Origin of the sequence: Larkinella insperata, from assembly GCF_026248825.1 — a bacterium.
Lineage (GTDB): Bacteria > Bacteroidota > Bacteroidia > Cytophagales > Spirosomataceae > Larkinella > Larkinella insperata.
On the sequence record NZ_CP110973.1, the window covers coordinates 3,085,543 to 3,102,861 of the forward strand.

At 55.4% G+C, this 17,319-nt stretch carries 16 protein-coding genes; 7 read left to right on the top strand and 9 right to left on the bottom strand.

The features are described from left to right. Positions 1 to 43: 43 nt before the first annotated feature. Complete coding sequence (locus OQ371_RS12575; protein WP_265994117.1) at positions 44 to 532, bottom strand: GyrI-like domain-containing protein; 489 nt, start codon at positions 530 to 532, stop codon at positions 44 to 46. Positions 533 to 544: 12 nt separating this feature from the next. Beyond that, the gene (locus tag OQ371_RS12580) at positions 545 to 1,834 is read right to left on the bottom strand and encodes an alpha/beta hydrolase family protein (protein ID WP_265994118.1); all 1,290 of its coding nucleotides are present in this window, start codon (positions 1,832 to 1,834) and stop codon (positions 545 to 547) included. A 111-nt stretch (positions 1,835 to 1,945) separates the two neighbouring features. On the opposite strand from OQ371_RS12580, the gene OQ371_RS12585 reads away from it, so the two are divergent. After that, positions 1,946 to 2,293, top strand: coding sequence for an ArsC family reductase (locus tag OQ371_RS12585; RefSeq protein ID WP_265994119.1), 348 nt, complete (start codon positions 1,946 to 1,948; stop codon positions 2,291 to 2,293). A 21-nt stretch (positions 2,294 to 2,314) separates the two neighbouring features. Further along, positions 2,315 to 2,713: a group III truncated hemoglobin gene (locus OQ371_RS12590; protein ID WP_265994120.1), complete on the top strand. Its 399-nt coding sequence runs from the start codon at positions 2,315 to 2,317 to the stop codon at positions 2,711 to 2,713. Between the two features lie 3 nt (positions 2,714 to 2,716). Here OQ371_RS12590 and OQ371_RS12595 read toward each other — a convergent pair whose 3' ends face one another. Together OQ371_RS12595 and OQ371_RS12600 are read right to left on the bottom strand one after the other, a co-directional pair. Further along, positions 2,717 to 2,860 (bottom strand): DUF2256 domain-containing protein, encoded by a 144-nt coding sequence (locus OQ371_RS12595; RefSeq protein WP_265994121.1) that lies wholly within the window; start codon positions 2,858 to 2,860, stop codon positions 2,717 to 2,719. Continuing rightward, positions 2,857 to 3,504 (bottom strand): flavin reductase family protein, encoded by a 648-nt coding sequence (locus OQ371_RS12600; protein ID WP_265994122.1) that lies wholly within the window; start codon positions 3,502 to 3,504, stop codon positions 2,857 to 2,859. The genes OQ371_RS12595 and OQ371_RS12600 overlap by 4 nt, the downstream gene beginning before the upstream one ends. Positions 3,505 to 3,702: 198 nt before the next feature. Here OQ371_RS12600 and OQ371_RS12605 point away from each other — a divergent pair, with 198 nt between their 5' ends. Together OQ371_RS12605 and OQ371_RS12610 are read left to right on the top strand one after the other, a co-directional pair. Further along, positions 3,703 to 4,269, top strand: a complete 567-nt coding sequence (locus tag OQ371_RS12605; RefSeq protein ID WP_265994123.1) for a hypothetical protein — start codon at positions 3,703 to 3,705, stop codon at positions 4,267 to 4,269. Then, complete coding sequence (locus tag OQ371_RS12610) at positions 4,266 to 5,261, top strand: alpha/beta fold hydrolase (protein ID WP_265994124.1); 996 nt, start codon at positions 4,266 to 4,268, stop codon at positions 5,259 to 5,261. Before OQ371_RS12605 ends, OQ371_RS12610 begins: the two co-directional genes overlap by 4 nt. Before the next feature lie 42 nt (positions 5,262 to 5,303). On the opposite strand, the gene OQ371_RS12615 is transcribed toward OQ371_RS12610, so the two are convergent. After that, complete coding sequence (locus OQ371_RS12615; protein WP_265994125.1) at positions 5,304 to 6,008, bottom strand: hypothetical protein; 705 nt, start codon at positions 6,006 to 6,008, stop codon at positions 5,304 to 5,306. A gap of 149 nt (positions 6,009 to 6,157) precedes the next feature. Here OQ371_RS12615 and OQ371_RS12620 point away from each other — a divergent pair, with 149 nt between their 5' ends. Continuing rightward, positions 6,158 to 7,009: an aldo/keto reductase gene (locus OQ371_RS12620; protein ID WP_265994126.1), complete on the top strand. Its 852-nt coding sequence runs from the start codon at positions 6,158 to 6,160 to the stop codon at positions 7,007 to 7,009. Positions 7,010 to 7,124: 115 nt separating this feature from the next. Here the strand turns inward: OQ371_RS12620 and OQ371_RS12625 are convergent, their stop codons facing one another. The 3 genes from OQ371_RS12625 to OQ371_RS12635 are packed head-to-tail and all read right to left on the bottom strand — an operon-like array spanning position 7,125 to position 13,361. Beyond that, positions 7,125 to 8,627 carry a SusD/RagB family nutrient-binding outer membrane lipoprotein gene (locus OQ371_RS12625; RefSeq protein WP_265994127.1) on the bottom strand — a complete coding sequence of 501 codons (1,503 nt, stop codon included), beginning with the start codon at positions 8,625 to 8,627 and terminating at the stop codon, positions 7,125 to 7,127. A 25-nt stretch (positions 8,628 to 8,652) separates the two neighbouring features. Then, the gene (locus OQ371_RS12630; protein ID WP_265994128.1) at positions 8,653 to 12,225 is read right to left on the bottom strand and encodes a SusC/RagA family TonB-linked outer membrane protein; all 3,573 of its coding nucleotides are present in this window, start codon (positions 12,223 to 12,225) and stop codon (positions 8,653 to 8,655) included. 38 nt (positions 12,226 to 12,263) lie between these two features. Further along, positions 12,264 to 13,361, bottom strand: a complete 1,098-nt coding sequence (locus OQ371_RS12635; RefSeq protein ID WP_265994129.1) for a FecR family protein — start codon at positions 13,359 to 13,361, stop codon at positions 12,264 to 12,266. 163 nt (positions 13,362 to 13,524) lie between these two features. Between OQ371_RS12635 and OQ371_RS12640 the strand changes: the two genes are divergently transcribed. Further along, entirely contained in the window at positions 13,525 to 14,085 is a 561-nt protein-coding gene (locus OQ371_RS12640) for an RNA polymerase sigma factor (RefSeq protein WP_265994130.1), read from the top strand. 159 nt (positions 14,086 to 14,244) lie between these two features. Beyond that, positions 14,245 to 15,564 (top strand): signal recognition particle protein, encoded by a 1,320-nt coding sequence (gene ffh / locus OQ371_RS12645; RefSeq protein ID WP_265994131.1) that lies wholly within the window; start codon positions 14,245 to 14,247, stop codon positions 15,562 to 15,564. 66 nt (positions 15,565 to 15,630) lie between these two features. Here ffh and OQ371_RS12650 read toward each other — a convergent pair whose 3' ends face one another. Next, on the bottom strand, positions 15,631 to 17,316 hold the full coding sequence (locus OQ371_RS12650) for a S41 family peptidase (protein WP_265994132.1): 1,686 nt from the start codon (positions 17,314 to 17,316) through the stop codon (positions 15,631 to 15,633). Positions 17,317 to 17,319 lie beyond the last annotated feature (3 nt).

Here is a 17,319-nt window from a genome sequence, read left to right on the forward strand (position 1 = left end):
TACCGCGTTGTCGGCGTTGAGCGGCCGGTTTCGGACTGCGGGGTTACTTGCTTTTCAACCGGATCGGAACCCAGATTTCCTCCTCCGAATCCGGGTCATTGTTTCGGTATTTCTCGCCCAGTACTTCGAAATGTGGCCGGTCATCCAGAACGTATTCCGAGCTAGGCAGCCACGTTCCAAAAATGAATTGAAACGTTTCAGTAAATTCGCTCGAAGCGCCTTTGTACAGAAAAACCGCATACAAACCAGCGGGTAGGGTAAAAGTTTCCAGGCCCTCCGGCATGGAGTCAAAACCGGTTACTTCCACCAGCGCCCACTTCTCAAATTCCGTCGTTGGCGAAAACTTTGCGTAGGCCAGCGGTTTATCGTAAACCTGCAACGAGAGTAAATCCGCGGTGGCCGGGTTGATGATTTCTTTCCGACGGGGCATGAAACTCCGCCATAACTCACCGGTTCGGTCGTGGGCAAACGACATTCGCAGCCGTTGACCCACTAATTTCTTTTCGGGTAAGGTTTCTATTCGTGGGATCATGTTTGTAAAGACTCACGGTTTGGCGTGACGCATTTCGAGGCCCACCGACGTCCGGGGTTTGAAGCCCGTCCACGGTTCGGCGTCAGAGCTTTCGGGCAGCGCAAGGTATTTTGCGTAATCCATTCCTTTGAGGTGAATGCCCAGAAAAGCCGTGACAAAATGCTGGTTGATGTTGTTGATCCGGCGCTCGTTCCAGGCGGGTTCGGCGAAGTGCATGTAATCTTCGGACGCTTGGCCGGGTTTCAACGTGGCGGCTGGCGGTGGGTTCGGCGCAACATTATGGCGGGCATTGATGTAGGTCAGCAAATAGCGGTCGGCATTCACGGCCCCGTCGTAGATCGCTTTGACCCCTTTTTCGTACCCCGAAACGTCGTCTTTGCTGCCCGATACCAACAGCGTCGGGAGCTTCAACCCCGCCAGTCCTTCGGCATCCCAAACCCCGCGTTCCATGCCCCAGGGCGCAAACGCGACCACAGCTTTGATGCGCGGGTCCTGCGACGCTTTGTAGTCGGGGGCCGCCATCGTCCGGGTCTGTAAGGCCGGGCTACCGCCGGTCAGTTGCCCGAAAAATTTATTCGCCTGAGCACTGAATCCGGCCCCCGCCACGTTGAGAACTCCGTAGCCGCCCATTGAGTAACCGATCAGCGCGGTTTTGTCGGCATTGGCGAGTCCGGCCAGAAAATGGCCCGAATTCCTGGCACTCAGGCGGGCCAGTTCATCCAGGACAAACAGGTCGTCGAGCGGGCGATTGAGCAGTGTGCTGGGAAAGCCGCCCAGGTCGCGGTAGGTCGATTCGGTATGGTCGATGGCCGCAACCACGTAGCCTTTGGATGCCAGATTTTCGGTGAGGTACGTCAGCAAAAGCCGTGAGCCGGGGTAGCCGTGCGAGACAATCACGAGCGGATAGGCCCCTGTGCCCGGGTCCGGCTGGGCATCGCGCAGCGCCCGGCCCGTAAACGTGAACGGAACCAGCGGACGTTTGGGGTCGTTGGCCCGGCCCAGCACTTCGTTGTACGTAACCAGCTGATCGTTACCCGCCGGAATCCGGGCCGGGTACCAGACTTCAACCGTCAGCGGCCGGTCGTAAACCGGGCTTTTTCCGTCTTTGGTCCGCAGCACATCCACCTGCGCTTGATGGGTCAGCTTCAGCGTCCGGACGCCCACTCCGTAGGTGCCGCGGGGGGCCAGGTCCGGGGCGTCGGGCAACGGATCGCCGGGCAGAAAGGCGTCGGTGGTCTGGGCGTGGGCGGAACAACCGATGAGCAGAAAAAGAAAGAGCAACCGCAGGTTCAGGGTCAACATAGTGCGCGTAAAGGAGATTGGTCAAACGGCGTTCAAATTACAAATTGCGCGGAGTAAACGTACACGCAACCCCGCAAATCCGTACTTTAGCGGCCCGAAAAAGCACGCTGCATGTATACTTTGTACGCCATTCCAAATTGCGATACCGTGAAAAAAGCCCGTACCTGGCTGGCCGATCACAGTGTTGACTATCAGTTTCACGACTACAAAAAGCAGGGCATCGACCGGCCCACGATTGAACACTGGCTGACGCAAAAGCCGTGGGAAGAACTCGTCAACCGCGCCGGAACCACCTGGAAAAAACTGCCCGATGCCGAAAAGCCCGCAGACGCTGAAGCCGCCATCGCACTGATGATGGAGAAACCGTCGGTGATTCGTCGTCCGATCATCGAAGCGAAGGGGAAAATAATTGCGCTGGGTTTTAAACCGGATGACTACGAAAATGTGTTCTCCAGGTAGAGAATTTTTTTGCAATCCGGTATGAGTAAACGAACGCTGGATTCACCGGAAGATATTCGTTTTCTGGTGGATTCGTTTTATGAGAAAGTGCAGGCCGATGATTTCATTGGCCCGGTTTTTACCGACGTTGCCCACGTTGACTGGGATAAACATTTGCCCAAAATGTACGCGTTCTGGGAAAACATCATCCTGGGCAACAACGCCTACCAGGGCCACCCGTTCCGGCCCCACCTGCTCATCAACCAGCAACATACGCTGACTCTCGACCATTTTGAGCGCTGGCTGAAACTGTTTTCGGAAACGCTGACGGAGCATTTTGAAGGCACCAATGCCGAACTGACCCGGCAACGGGCCACGCAGATCGCGCTGGTCTGGAACAACAAGTTTCAGTACATCAACAACGATTCGTACATGGGCTAATCCTCAGCCCGGCGACTGGTTTTTGTTGCGCCGACAGCGCTCACTGCAGTATTTCACCTCGTCCCAGACGGTTTCCCATTTCTTGCGCCAGCTGAACGGTTTTCCACAAACGGCGCAGACCTTGGTGGGTAAATGACCCTTTTTCATGTCAGATCGCCCGACGAAAAATCGGGCATGGTTTGCGGACGGGCGTACGGAAACTGGCCGATTTTGGTCAGTCTGTAGTAGGTGTTCAGGCCGGAAATACCGGCATCGTTAACGCGGCTTAGGTCAAAATGGCCCTCCTCATCAACGGCTTCGTCGGGCACAATCAGGTGTTCGATCTGACCGATGATCAGCATCGTTCCGTTGAGTTCAATCGGCAAACCCTGCAAGAACTTCATCCCCATTTTTAGCGAACTTTCCTTCACAAACGGGGCCTGAAAACCGGAGAGGTATTCTTCCGTTAAGTGGCACTGGTCAAATTCCGATTCCTCCCGTTTGAATTTAGCCGAGGTGTAGTGCGCCTGCTCGATGAAGTCCTCGTGAACGTGGTTGATGGTGTAGTAGCCGGTTTCGAGAATGTTTTCGTACGTATGCTGGCCCGCGTCACGCTCCGGCCGGAGCACAAAGCCCAACAGGGCCGGATTGCTTCCCAAATGAACAACCGAGCTAAAAATCGCCAGGTTCGATTGCCCCTGGTTGGAAACCGTGCCAATCAGGTTCGCCGGTTTGATGCCGGTCACGGAGTTGATGATGTTGAGCCGACGGATCCGCTCGGTGTTGTCGAGGTCTTCTTTTGTCAAGTGCATAATTTTTCGGGAAAACCGCGTTGGGGTCACAACACCAGCTACACGGCTTGATTCAACTGTTTTTGCATAACCCACCGTTGCCCCTTAAGGTTAGGAAATATTCCGTCTCTGTCGTCTTTTGCCCGATTTTTTGCGCCTTTTGACACCCCCAGTCCGGGCGGATTGGGGGAACTTTGCGCTGATAAACAACTAGATACTATGAAATCGATCTTCTGCCTGGTAGCTGGTTTGTGGTTTATGGGCAGCCTGCCCGTCCAGGCCCAGCAACTGCGGGTGGCTTACTTCGGCGAGACCGTCACGCACTACGGGTTGAAAGTTGCCTACGAATACCCGCTCATATCCCGCGTTAAAATGGGCAATAACGCCCGCAAGGAATTTCTGATTACGCCCGGTCTGGCCGTCTACCATCATCCGCATAACCACGTCGGCGTTATTTTCTCGCCCGAACTGGCCTACCAGCGAACGGGCCCGCGTGGGGGTGTTTTCGAAGTCAGTCTGTCCAATTCGTACCTCCGGTATTTTCTGGCCGGGCAAACGTTTGAAGTTGGTGAGAATGGCGAGTTTCAGCGGGTCAGCATGGCGGGGCGCGGAGCGTATTTGCCCACGGTTTCGGTGGGTTTTGGCCGGGATTTAGCTGTTCGGAAAAACCGCTCGCTGGCCTGGTACGCCCGGCTGAACCTGATGCAGCAACGGCCGTACAACGCTTCCCAGCTTTACCGCTTTGGCATCGAATGTGGCATCCGAAAACCGTTGAAACGAAAATGAAACCGCTTTATTCATACCTCCTTGTTTTTGTGCTCCTTTCGCTCTCCGCGTGTGAGAAAGGCGGAGAAGCCGACACCGAACGAACCCTGTATTTACGGCACAAAGGGGCGGATATGCCCATCTGGGTGCGCGGCAACCTGGCGTCGGACAAACTGGTTCTTTTCCTGCACGGCGGCCCCGGCGACTGCGCCATGTGTTACCGTCATTACCTCAAAGACCTGGAAAAAGACGTAGCCGTGGCTTACTGGGACCAGCGCATTGCGGGTTCGTCGTCCGGGAAAGTGGACGTAAAAACGCTGAACTACGAACAGTTTGGCGAAGATGCCTATTACGTGGTGAAGCTCCTGAAAGAGCAGTACCCGCACACCCGGATTTACCTGCTGGCTCACAGCTTCGGCGTCGAGTTGGCATGGCAGTTTCTGACCACGCGCGACAACCAGAAAATGGTCAGCGGGTTGATGGCCGTCAACGGAACGTTTTCGACTTATCGCTGGCTGGTGCAGATGCGCGCGTGGATTTTGCGCGAAGCCCGGCTTCAGAACAACGCGGAAATCCAAAAATACGCCGAGGAAAATCCGGTGACGCGTGAAAATCTGGGCACCTATAAATGGCCCGAACTCTACAAACGGATGCTGGATCTGGGCGGCAACCCGGTTTCGATTTACGACGATAAATCGTTCGTTCTCAATTACCTGTTTGCTTCACCTAATACCGCGCTGGCGCAGTTCTCGCACCCGAAAGCCTACACCGACTACGGCGATCACGAAATCCGGACGTATGAAAAGAGCGCACTCCTGAAGACCGTCCAGATTCCGGTGACCTTGTTCTGGGGCAAGAAAGACGGGGTGGTGCCCGTTGAAATTGGTTACGAAACCCGCGATTTGCTGACGCAGACCACCCCCGCGTTTGTCCTCTTCGAGCAGTCGTACCACGAGCCGTTTATCAGTGAGACCGATCGGTTTGTGGCCGAGGTGCTGAAGTTTGTCAAGTAATCCCGGGTTTCGGTTATATAATATATAAACGGTTTAACCGGCTTATTCAAACGTCTGGTAGTGGTTGATGTAGAAGTGGCTGACCTTACCATTCTTGAAATGGATCTGAACTTCGTCCATTCGGTTGGGTTCGGTCTGGTACGCAAAATACCACTGCGGAGACTGGCCCATGGCCGGATCATACGGTTTGGATACGTTCTTGGTCAGCAGCAGGATGCGCTCGAACGTGTTGGCGTAGGCGCTCATTTGCCGGATTTTGGCCAGCTTTTCGTATAGATCGCCAACAGCATCCCCGGTGCGAATGGACGAAGATTTGGCATTGACCGGCCACTGGACAAGCTGTTTGCCGCTGTTCAGATAAATGCTCTTGACCCGGTTGGCTTCGATGGTTAGCTGCACGCCCGACTCCGTACCCCGGTTTTCATCCAGGAGAATGTACTGGTACAGCGGAAGCCGTTCGCGCAATTGGGTAATGTCCGAAGAAAAATTGCTGACCACGTTGATAGACGAAACACCGTTGATAGACGAAACACCCCGGCTTTGCCGAAGCGCCTGAACCGCGGTGTAAACGTTCTCGGCATCAGCGCCGATGTTAATGCCAAGGTAAGTGCCGGTCAAGATGCTGTCTTTTCCGATAAATCCGCTGGGCGGACAGATGACGAACGTATCTGGAGAAACCGATGTGTCTTTCTGGCAACCGGTCAGCAGAACAAAGAGAAGCAGCGTGCAGGGTAGGAATTTTTTCATGTTTTATGAAAAGTTGATAAACTTTAATTCATATGACTCTCCCTGGGTACGATCGGTTGTAAAGGTCACAGGCTAAATTTTATTCCGCTGCGGAACTGACAGCCCCCTTTTTCGTGTGTTGTGGTCGATTCATTTAGACACAAAGAAGAATGAGCAACACAGCAAAACAAGCCGCTTCAACCTTCAAAATTGGTGGTGAACTGGAAATCAACCGTCTGGGCTACGGCGGTATGCAATTGACCGGCCCCGGTGTTTGGGGCGACGCGCCCAACCGTGAAACCGCCAAGCAGGTCCTGCGGAATGCCGTGGAAGCGGGGGTGAATTTCATTGATACGGCGGACTCCTACGGCCCCCATACCAACGAAGTCCTGATTGCCGAAGCCCTCCATCCGTATCCCGCCGGGCTGCTGATTGCCACCAAAGGCGGCTTCGACCGGACGGGACCGAACCAATGGGTCACCAACGGCCGCCCGGAGCACATTCGCGAAGCTATTGAAGGCAGCCTGCAACGGCTGAAGCTGGACCATATCGACCTCTGGCAACTGCACCGGTTTGATTCGAACGTGCCGGTGGAAGAAACCCTCGGGCCGGTGGTGGAAGCCGTTCAGGCCGGAAAAATCCGGCACGTAGGGCTGTCAGAAGTTGGTATTGAAGACATTGAACGGGCCGAAAAAGTCCTGCCGATTGTTTCGGTACAGAACCTGTACAACCTCGGCAATCGCAAGTGGGAAGACGTACTGGATTATACGGCCCAGCGCGGCATGGCGTTCATTCCCTGGTATCCGCTGGCGTCCGGGCCGGACAAGCTGGCGAGTAAAATTCAGGCGATTGCCCAGAAACACAGCGCCACCACGGCCCAGATCGCGCTGGCCTGGCTGCTGAAACGCTCCCCGAACATGCTGCTGATTCCGGGCACCAGCTCGCCGGAGCACCTGAAGGAAAACCTGGCCGCCGACCAGATCGAGCTGTCCGATGACGATTTTGCGGCTCTGTCGGAATAGGGGTTTTAGACAAAAGAAGAAAGACAAAAGAGCAAAGACAAGAAAGATTAAAGAGTCTCGTTTCAGGCTCTTTTCTCTCTCGTCTCAACTCTCTTGTCTTTTGCCTACATCAAACTTACTTTTTATCCCACCAGACTTTGCTCAGGTAGGTGTCGCCGTTGCTCAACCGCGAGGTGGCTTCGTTGTAGTTGGCGGCATTCCGAATCCGTTCGGTGCTGGAATAAACGCCCCGGCGCGGAATCTGGCCGTTGGTGGTTCCGGGGTTTGGGCCGGGTGTCAGTTTGGGGTAGCCGGTCCGGCGCCATTCGGCGTAGGCTTCGTAATGCCGCATAAACAGGCTGATCCACTTCTGGGTCATGATTTGCTCCAGTTGCTGCTCGGCGGTTCCCGTTAGTTTCCCTTCCCGGGCGAGGTAGGCCGTCAGGTCGGCTTCGGCAATAGAATACGGCTGGATTTGCATCGCGGCCCGGATACCGGCCTGGTAGAAACCTTCCGCCTGCGCGGGCGTCAGCCCACCCCAGCCCAGCAAAGCGGCTTCGGCCTTGAAGAAGCAGTTGTCGGAATAGGCCAGAAACACGTACGGGAAGGTGGCTTTCCGGTCGTTGTAAATGGCGATGTTTCCGTACGAATAATCATCCCGGTTGATGATCACGCTGTTGCCCAGCGCAACCCCCAAGCCGCGGTAAACGGGCGTACCCGCTTTCTTGGAGTTTTCAGTGGGTTCGGCAATGCGCGGCAGCCGCGGATCGTTCTTCGCCAGCAGCAGGTCGATAAACGGCGCGGCCAATTGGTTCAGTTCTTTGCTGCTGTTGTAACCGCCAATGATGGGGTGATAACCAAATGGATTACCGTCCTGCGTCACTGTCGGCATGGCTCCGTTCTCGGCGTTGCTTTCGATCAACGGGGCACTCAGGGCCTCTTCCACGGTTTTGCGCGCCAGTGCCGCATCGGCATACCGCAGCCGCATACCCAGCCGGAGTTTCAACGAGTTACCAAATTTGCGCCACTTAGTAACGTCGCCCTTGTAAACAAAATCGGCGTTGCCGTAGGAAACATCCGTTGCGTTCAGCTGGCCGATAGCCGCGTCCAGTGCCGCAATGAGCGATTTGTAGATGTCTTCCTGCTTGTCGTATTTCGGCAACAGAATCAGGTTATCGTCCGGCAAACCGGCCTCGTTGTACGGAATATCACCCCAAAAATCGGTCATGCGCTGCCAGAAATAGATTTCCGTAATCTTGGCAATCGCCAGTTTGGTGCGGCCGTTGGGCGTGGCTTCCTGTCCTTTCAGAACCTGATTCCGAATCTGCGACAGGTTCTTGATCAATTCGTAGTGCGACGTCCAGTTGTTGGTTTCGTAAATATCGCGGTCCTCCAGGTACTGCGAGGGGGCCGAGAGCGAACCGCTGGCCCATTGCTCCACCCACGACCCAACCTGCCACCAGTTGGTGCCGTCGGCCAGAAAGCCGTTGAGTTGCGCCTGCGAGTAGAGGTACTCCGCCGGTACATTGCGGGGTTGGGTAGGGGAGGTGTTCAGTTCCTCAAAATTGTTGGTACAGGCCGATGCCGTCACGAGCAGCCCCAGTACCGAAATTCGTATTTTTTTAGCGAATCGTTTCATGGTTGAATGGCGGTTTAGGGTTCAATCAGAAGCTCAGGTTTAAGTCTACACCCACGGTCCGCATCATTGGCAGTGAGTGCTGTTCCATGCCCATCGTTCCCGAATTGACGTTGATCGATGCGTTTTCGGGCGAAAAACCGTCGGTGTGCCGTTCGATGTAGCCCAGGTTCCGGCCGTACAGGGCCAGCGACGCCCCCCGGATCACCTTGTTGTTTTTGAGTAAACCCGCCGGAATCTGGTAGGCCAACCGAACCTCGCGGATGGCGATGTAACTGGCGTCATACAGGAATTCTTCAGCGACGGCAAAGCCTTTGTCCGAAGCCACACGGTTCCAGTAGGCCTGGGCCGTTACCGGAATGTCGTTAGGCTGGCCGGTGCTGATCCACTGGTTGCCTTCCCTGCGGGCTTTCACTCCTTCGGCAACCAAACCGCCTTCCCGGCCTTCCAGCGTCCGTTTCGACGTTCCGTAGGCGGCTTCCTGCACGCGTCCCTGCGAAAAAATCTGGCCACCCCGCCGGATGTCAAGCAGGGTACTCAGCGATAATCCCTTGTAGGAGAAGCTGTTGGTCAGGCCGCCAATCCATTTGGGCGTTGCGTTTCCGATGGCGAGCGTTCCGATGCTCTGAACGATGGGCAAGCCTTTGTCGTCGATCAGCCGGTTGCCGTTTTCATCTTTCAACCAGGCGTAGTCGGCGGCTTTCAACTGGCCATAGGGTTCGCCCGGAGCGGCCACCACGCGGATGTTGCGGTCGGAGCCAACAACAACTTCGTTCACGCCATCAATGAGTTCCAGCACCTTGTTGCGGTTGGCCGAGAAGTTGAAACTGACGTCCCAGGTAAAACCGTTGTTGAGCTTCACGGGCGTACCCCCGATCAGAAACTCAATGCCCTTGTTTTCGATCCGGCCCGCGTTGGTCACTTTGGTGCTGTACCCCGTCGACTGGGAAATTACGATCGGCAGAATCTGGTTGCTCGTTACGGAATAGTAATAAGTGAAATCCAGGTTCAGACGGTTCTTGAAAAACCGCAGTTCGGCCCCGGCTTCGTACGAGGTTTTCAGTTCGTTTTTCAGATTTGGGTCTACGACGGTATTAGTATAGGTAGCCAGCGGCTGATTCAGGAACGTGTTGGCGTTCAGGTTGTAATACCCCAGCGTCAGATACGGGTCGCCCGACCGGCCAGCCTGGGCGTACGATGCCCGCAGCTTCAGGTAATCCAATGCCGGAAAATTCAGCGGAATAGCATCGGTAACCGCCCAGCTCAGCCCCACCGACGGGTAGAAAAAGGAACTGTTGGTGATCGGCAGGGTGGACGACCAGTCGTTGCGCGCCGATACATCGAGGAAGAGGTAGTTGCGGAAACCGACGCTGGCCTGCCCGAACACGGAGTTAATGACCGACTCGGCCACGCCCAGCCGGGGCGTATTCAAAACCGTCCGGCCGATGGCGTACAGCCCCGGAATGCTAAGCTGCGTACCGGCATTACCCGTGAGCCGGTAGCGGTTGCTGAGGTGGTTGGCCCCCAGGTTGGCGCTGATGGAGAAATCGCCGACCTCCCGGTTGATCATCAGCAAACCGTCGATGTTTTCGGTTTTGTTAAACTCCATATTTTCATAGACGTCCCCGGTTTGGGAAATCCGGGTTCCGATGGCTTTCCAGCCGAATTGCCGCTCGTAGTACAGGTCGGAACCGTACCGGAGCTGTACGTTAATGCCTTTGGCGATTTCGTAATTCAGCTTGGCGTAGGCAATGATGCGGTCGCGGGTATCTTCGTTGTGCGTGTTGTTGATCGTCCAGAACGGGTTGGAAGTCACCGAGTTGCTCTCGAAAATTTTCTCCCCGCCGACAAAAAAGCCGTTGCCGCCCAGGTCCTGCGAGTAGCGAATGTCTTTGGCCGTGTATTCATACCGTTTCAGGCCGTCCATGTTCAGGCTGCGCGGTACGTACAGAAACCGGTAGACGGGGTTCATGCCGTCATCGCCCACGTACGGCCGGTTGTTGACCTTCTGGTTGATGTAATTAATCTTCGTGTCCAGGTTCAGGCCCTTGGCAATATCCGCCGATAGCTTGACCGTCACCGAATTGCGGTTCAGCTTGTTGGTGGGCACGAAACCGCTGTTGCTTAGGTTGGTCAGCGAAAAATAATAGTTTACTTTCTCGCCCCCGCCATCGACGCTGACGGTGTTGATGGCCTGCTTTTCGGGCTGGAAAAACTCCTTGTACGGATTGGCAATCGGGGAGTAGCTGACGGTGTCGCCCCACATATCCTCCACGGTTTGCCCCTGCATTTGAGGGCCCCAGCTACCGCGCGTCGTCGGGTTGCGGCCCGCGCTCAGTTTCGGAACACCGCCCGTCAGCGCTGAATTATAGGGAACAACCTTGCCGTCGGCCTGGCGGTAATAGGTAAACTGCCCGTTGTAGCCCTGCCCATATTCGTTCTGGTAATCCGGGGTGACCAGCGCATTGCCGACCGAGTAACTGCCGTTGTACTGGATGCTTGGACGGCGGTTGCGTCGGCCGGATTTGGTCGTGATAATCACCACCCCGTTGGCCCCGAGTTGCCCGTACAAAGCCGCGCCGTTGGGACCTTTCAGGATGGTCATCGATTCAATGTCGTTGGGGTTGATGTTGGAAATACCGTCCCCGCCGTCCAGACCGCCCTGGAGCTGGAATGAGCTGATGGCCCGGCGGTTGGAATTGTCGATCGGAACGCCGTCGATCACGTACAGCGGCTGCGAATTTCCCGATAGCGAAGAATTTCCGCGGATCACAATTCGCGACGAACCCGAGGCTCCACCGGCCGAGGAAGTCACCTGAACACCAGCCACTTTGGCTGAGAGGGCGGTTCCCAGGTTGGTAACGTTGGCCTGCGCCAGATCGGACCCCTTGATTTCTCCGGCGGCATACGCCAGCGCTTTTTTCTCGCGTTTAATACCGAGGGCCGTCACGATCACTTCGTTGAGGGTCTGATCGCCCGGCAGCAGACGAACCGTCAGGACGCTTTGCGTGCCGACGGTAATTTCCTGGCTGGCGTAGCCTACGAAGCTGAAAACCAGAACGCTATTGCCGTTGGGGACGTTGATTTTGAAACCGCCCTGGGCGTCGGTGGTAGTGCCCTGCGTGGAGCCTTTGACAACAATGCTGACGCCCGGCAACGCTTCGCCTTTGTCGTCGGTAACGCTTCCCGAAACCGCCTGGTCCAGCGCTCTGGGTTCGGCAGGGGCCAGTTCGCTCATTTTTCCTTTGGTCAGGATAATCCGGTTGTCGGCCACTTCGTAGGCAATGCCCAGGGGCGCCAGCACCCGTTCCAGAACGCCGGACAAAGCCTCGTTGGTGGCGCTAACCGAAATGTCGCGGTCGGCCCGGATGTTCTGGGGAACGTAGATGAATTTAATCTGCGTCTGCTTTTCAATTAGGCTCAACACCTGTTTCAGGGGCGCATTTTTCAGGTTGAGGCTGATGCGCTGACTGAGCAGTTCTTTCGTGGCCTGGTCCGGGCTGAAGGCCAAACCGGTCCGGGTGACGGCCAACAGCAGGAGCAGGTACGTCAGCCGGTGGAGGTGCCCCACGAACGGTCGGGTTAGTAGTCGTTTTTTCATTGTTGGTTTGTTAAAGGTGTCGCATAATTAATTAAGGGTTACTCGCCACATCCGGTTGCCAGGATGAGGATTTTGCCGTCGGTTACTTCGTAGGAACCGCCGAGCGATTTGCTGATCATCCGCAGTTGTTCGTACAGCGTCAGGCCGGTCAGCGAAGCCGTCAGCGTGCATTTTTGCAGCAGCGATTCGTTGTAGACAATATCGATTTCGTACGTGTCCTCGATGCGCCGGAACACCTCGGCAATGGGTACGTCCTCGAACTCAAAGGAAACCGTGGCCGCCCGGGGTGATACCCGAACCGGCTCTTCCACCAGTTCTTTGCGGAACACTTCCTCTTTCGCGTTGAAAACCACTTGCTGATTGGGCGTCAGCACCACGCCCGACACCACCGGCTTCTCGGCGTTTCGCTGCTGCTCCAGTTCCTTGCGGGAGTACACCGTTACGCGCCCGGTCCGGACGGCAACCGTCACCTGCGGATTTTCATCGAAGGCTTTTACCGTAAAACTGGTGCCGACCACGCGCGTCACCACGTTGCGGGCGTAGACCAGAAACGGGACCTTCGGATTGGAAACAACGTCAAAGAAAGCTTCTCCCGTGAGCAGCACAGCCCGCACGCCCTGCCCGAAGCTGGCTCCGTGCTGAAGCCGGCTGTTGGGTTGCAGCCGAACCGTGCTGCCATCCGGCAACCGGACCAGAACGGGTTTGCTGGTCCGGTTGGCCTGTTCAACCATACCTTCGCGGGCGGACACCCCGGTCCACGAACTTCTGAGCGAGGATACTTTCTGGAGGGTCAGCCAGCCCAGCCAACCGGCCACCAGCAACAGCGCTACCGAAGCCGCAATCCGGTAACCCGGTGTGCCAAAAAGGTTGAAAAACGTTCGGTCAGGAGCCTGACGCACGCGCCGGAGAATCTGGTCCGTTTCGTGTTCCAGCGTTGCGTCGGTCGGGCCCGCATTCTGTGGAGTCAGCGCTTCCAGAATGTCCTTGGCCAGTAGGGCTTCCGAACGGTTGGGATGCGCCGTGGCCATCCAGTCGGACCAGAAGGCCACGGCGGCTGAGTCACGGTTGTAAACCCAGGCGATAAACGAATCGTCATTCAGAAAATCTTCGGCTTTGTAGGTATGATACGCCTGCATGGAAAACAAGAGGTCCGATGGGGGCCGTCTTCTGGAAATAGGACGGTTTTCCGGGGGCATACCCACGCGGAGCAAAAATTTTTATCAGCCGCCTTTTCTTCGGAGATTTTCGCTACTTTGTAGGTGAGAAAGACCACCACCGAATGCCTAACACTCCGCCCGTATGAAAAGAAGTTTGCCGGATTCCGATCTGTGGGAAGAAATTCGGATGGGGGACGAGCCGGCTTTTGAAGAACTGATCCGGCGTTTCTACCGGCCCCTGTACCAGTACGGTCTGAAATTCACCCGCGACGTTGACTTGCTGAAAGACGGTATTCAGGATTTGTTTGTGGAGTTGTGGACCTACCGCCGGAACATTACGCAAACCGATTATGTGCGGGTGTACCTCTTCAAATCGTTACGGCGAAAACTGCACAGGAACGCCCGCCGAACCGGTGCGGCCGAACCGTTGGAAGAGGACTTCTCCGATGACTCTTTTTACGCCGAGAGTTTCGAAGAAGAACTGATCCGGACGGAGCTATCCACGTACCAGCGGTCGCGCCTGGAAGCCTTGCTCAGAACCCTGACCGACCGCCAGAAGGAGGCCATTCACCTGAAATTTTTTGCGGCATTGCCCAACGATCGAATTGCGGAAGTAATGGGCCTCAACTACCAGTCGGTCGCCAACCTGCTGCACCGGGCCGTTAACAAACTTCGGGAGGGCTGGCACGGGTTGCTGATGTGATTGCCCGGATTTCCAACCTCCCCTAAAAATCACTAACTTTGCAATTCTCTGCTAAACTCTTTTTTAGAATTTGCTTGTCTCCGCGAAATAGCGCTTAAACTGTTTCGCGGAGACAAGCAGCGATCAACAGAGTTTAGCAGAGATATAAAAAATTGAATCATGTTTGAAAATCTTCAGGATAAACTTAATCAGGCGTTCAAGACCCTAAAGGGGCAGGGTCGGATTACGGAAATTAACGTGGCCGCAACCGTTAAGGAAGTGCGACGGGCCTTGACCGATGCCGACGTTAACTACAAGGTAGCCAAGGAGGTTACCGATCGTGTCAAGGAAAAAGCCCTCGACCGCAAGGTGTTGATTGCCGTTGAACCGGGGCAACTTTTCGTCAAGATTGTTCAGGAGGAACTGACCGAGTTGATGGGGGGCGAAGCCCAGAACATCAACCTGAAGGGCGATCCGGCCATCATTCTGATCGCCGGTTTGCAGGGTTCGGGGAAAACGACCTTCTCGGGAAAATTGGCGGCTTACCTGAAAAAACAGGGCCGTAACGTGCTGCTGACAGCCTGCGACATTTACCGCCCGGCGGCCATCGACCAGTTGAAAGTGCTCGGTGAGCAGGTGGGGGTGGACGTGTATGCCGAACCGGAAAATAAAAATGCCGTTGAGATTGCGCAAAACGCTCTGGCGCAGGCCCGCAAGACCAATAAGAAAGTCGTTATCGTCGATACCGCCGGTCGCTTGGCCGTCGATGAGGTGATGATGCAGGAGGTGGAAAACCTTAAGAAATCGCTGAATCCGACCGAAACGCTGTTTGTTGTCGACTCGATGACGGGGCAGGATGCGGTCAACACGGCCAAAACCTTCAACGAACGGCTGAACTTCGATGGGGTGGTGCTGACCAAGCTGGACGGTGACGCCCGGGGTGGGGCCGCGCTTTCAATCCGGGGCGTGGTGCAGAAGCCCATCAAGTTCATCAGTACGGGTGAGAAAATGGACGCGCTCGACGTCTTCTACCCCGATCGGATGGCGAGCCGGATTCTGGGCATGGGTGACGTGATTTCGCTCGTGGAGCGCGCGCAACAGGCGTTCGACGAAGACGAAGCCAAGCGCATCAGCGCCAAGATGCGGCAGAACAAGTTTGATTTCAACGACTTCCGCGGGCAGTTGCAGCAGATCAAAAAGATGGGGAACATCAAAGACCTCATCGGTATGATTCCCGGCATGGGCAAGATGATGAAGGACGTTAACATCGATAACGATTCGTTCAAGCCCATCGAAGCCATCATTGGCTCCATGACGCCCAAAGAGCGCGAACGTCCCGAGATCATTGACGGCAACCGGAAGAAACGCATTGCCAACGGGAGCGGTACTTCCATTCAGGAAGTAAACAACCTGCTGAAGCAGTTTGACGAAATGCGGAAGATGATGAAAAAAATGAATCAGATGCAGACGTCGGGCAAGCTCAACAAAATGATGCGGTAAACCCGTCGGCAATTGATATAAACCAAAAAAGGCGGGGATGCTCCCCGCCTTTTTTAGTGGATTTCCTTATTTCTGAGACGTGTAATTTCCCCGCTCCAGATTCCGGGCCTGCGGAAAAAGGGTGAGCGCTTTTTTGTACGTTTCATCGTTTTCCGACAGCATCTCGAAGAACTCGTTGTTGAGCCCGTCGCGGTGGCTTTTCCGCCAGATATTCTGCGCAATGTACGCTTTAAGCTGCGTCTGGACGTATTTCTTCGACCGCTTGAATTCGGCTTCGTTGAACTTAATGCCCTGCGCCGTGGCGTCGTCCGTGAGTCGTTTCAGCATGGCGTCCGTTATGACGAAGTTCTTCTTGTAGCTATCAAAACCGTCTTTTTCCAGTTGTTTGCGGTGATCGTTGGCGTATTCCATGGCCTGCTCCCGCACAATGTTCTTGTTGAACAACTGAATCAGATACTTGGTCATAAACATCGTGTCGCGGGGCACAAATACGTCGGGGGTAATGCCGCCCGCGCCAAATACCGTCCGTCCGCCGGTGGTTTTGAACTTGTACTTCTCGTTGTTCTTGATGCTGTCGGCAATGTAATATTCACCGCTTTTCGAGCGGGCTTCCAGCTCTTTTTCGTAGTCCTCGCCGTGGCCCGCCATGTACGGTTTCTGGATACTCCGGCCGCTCGGGGTGTAATACCGGGAAATGGTCAGCCGCAGCTCCGAACCGTCAGACAGCATAACCGGCATCTGCACCAGTCCTTTGCCGAACGACCGCCGACCGACGATCAGCGCCCGGTCGTGGTCCTGCAACGCACCGGCCACGATCTCCGACGCCGACGCACTGCCTTCGTCCACCAGCACGATCACCGGGCCGTCTTCAAACTGGCCCGCAATCCGGGCTTTGGTCTGGCGGTCGTAACGGTCGTCTTTCCCGTCGGTGTAAACCAGCAGTTTATCGCCGGAAATGAATTCGTCGGCCAGACTCGTGGCCTTGTCCATGTAACCACCGGGGTTGTTGCGCAGGTCGAGCACCAACTGGCTCATTCCGCGTCCTTTCAACGATCCGAGGGCCTTTTTAAATTCGTCGTACGTGGTTTCCGAGAACCGGTTTACTTTGATGTAGCCCGTTTTGTCATCGATCATGTAAGAAGCATCCACCGAATAGGTCGGAATGCGATCCCGCCGAACCGTGAACGTCAGCGGTTTTTTTTCTCCCTTCCGCAAGATGCTCAGCTTCACTTCCGTTCCTTTTTTACCGCGCAGCATTTTAAACACGAGCGCGTTGTCGAGTTTGCTGCCGGTCATTTCCGTGTTATCGACCTTAACGATCTTGTCACCGCTCAGGATTCCGGCGGTTTCGGACGGGCCACCCGCCATGGGCGTCACGACGTACACGGTATCTTTGTAAATGTTGAATTCGACGCCAATACCGTCGAAACCACCTTCCAGCTGGGTCCGGGCGGCTACGGCATCCTGCGGATTCATGTACGTGGTGTGCGGGTCGAGTTTCTCCAGCATTTTGGAGATCGAATAATCCACCAATTCTTCCGTATTGACCGAATCGACGTAGTTGTTTTCAATCAGTTGCAGCACCTCCTTGAATTTGGAGTAACCCCGCCCGATGTTGTTGAGGCTTTTGCCGCCCCCAAAAAACGTAGCGCCGATCAACACGCCGGCCGCCAGCGTAATCCCCAGAAGCATGGGCAACCGCACGGTCGCCTTGTCGTTGTTAATTTTTTCGTGTTCAGGTTCTCTCATCATAAA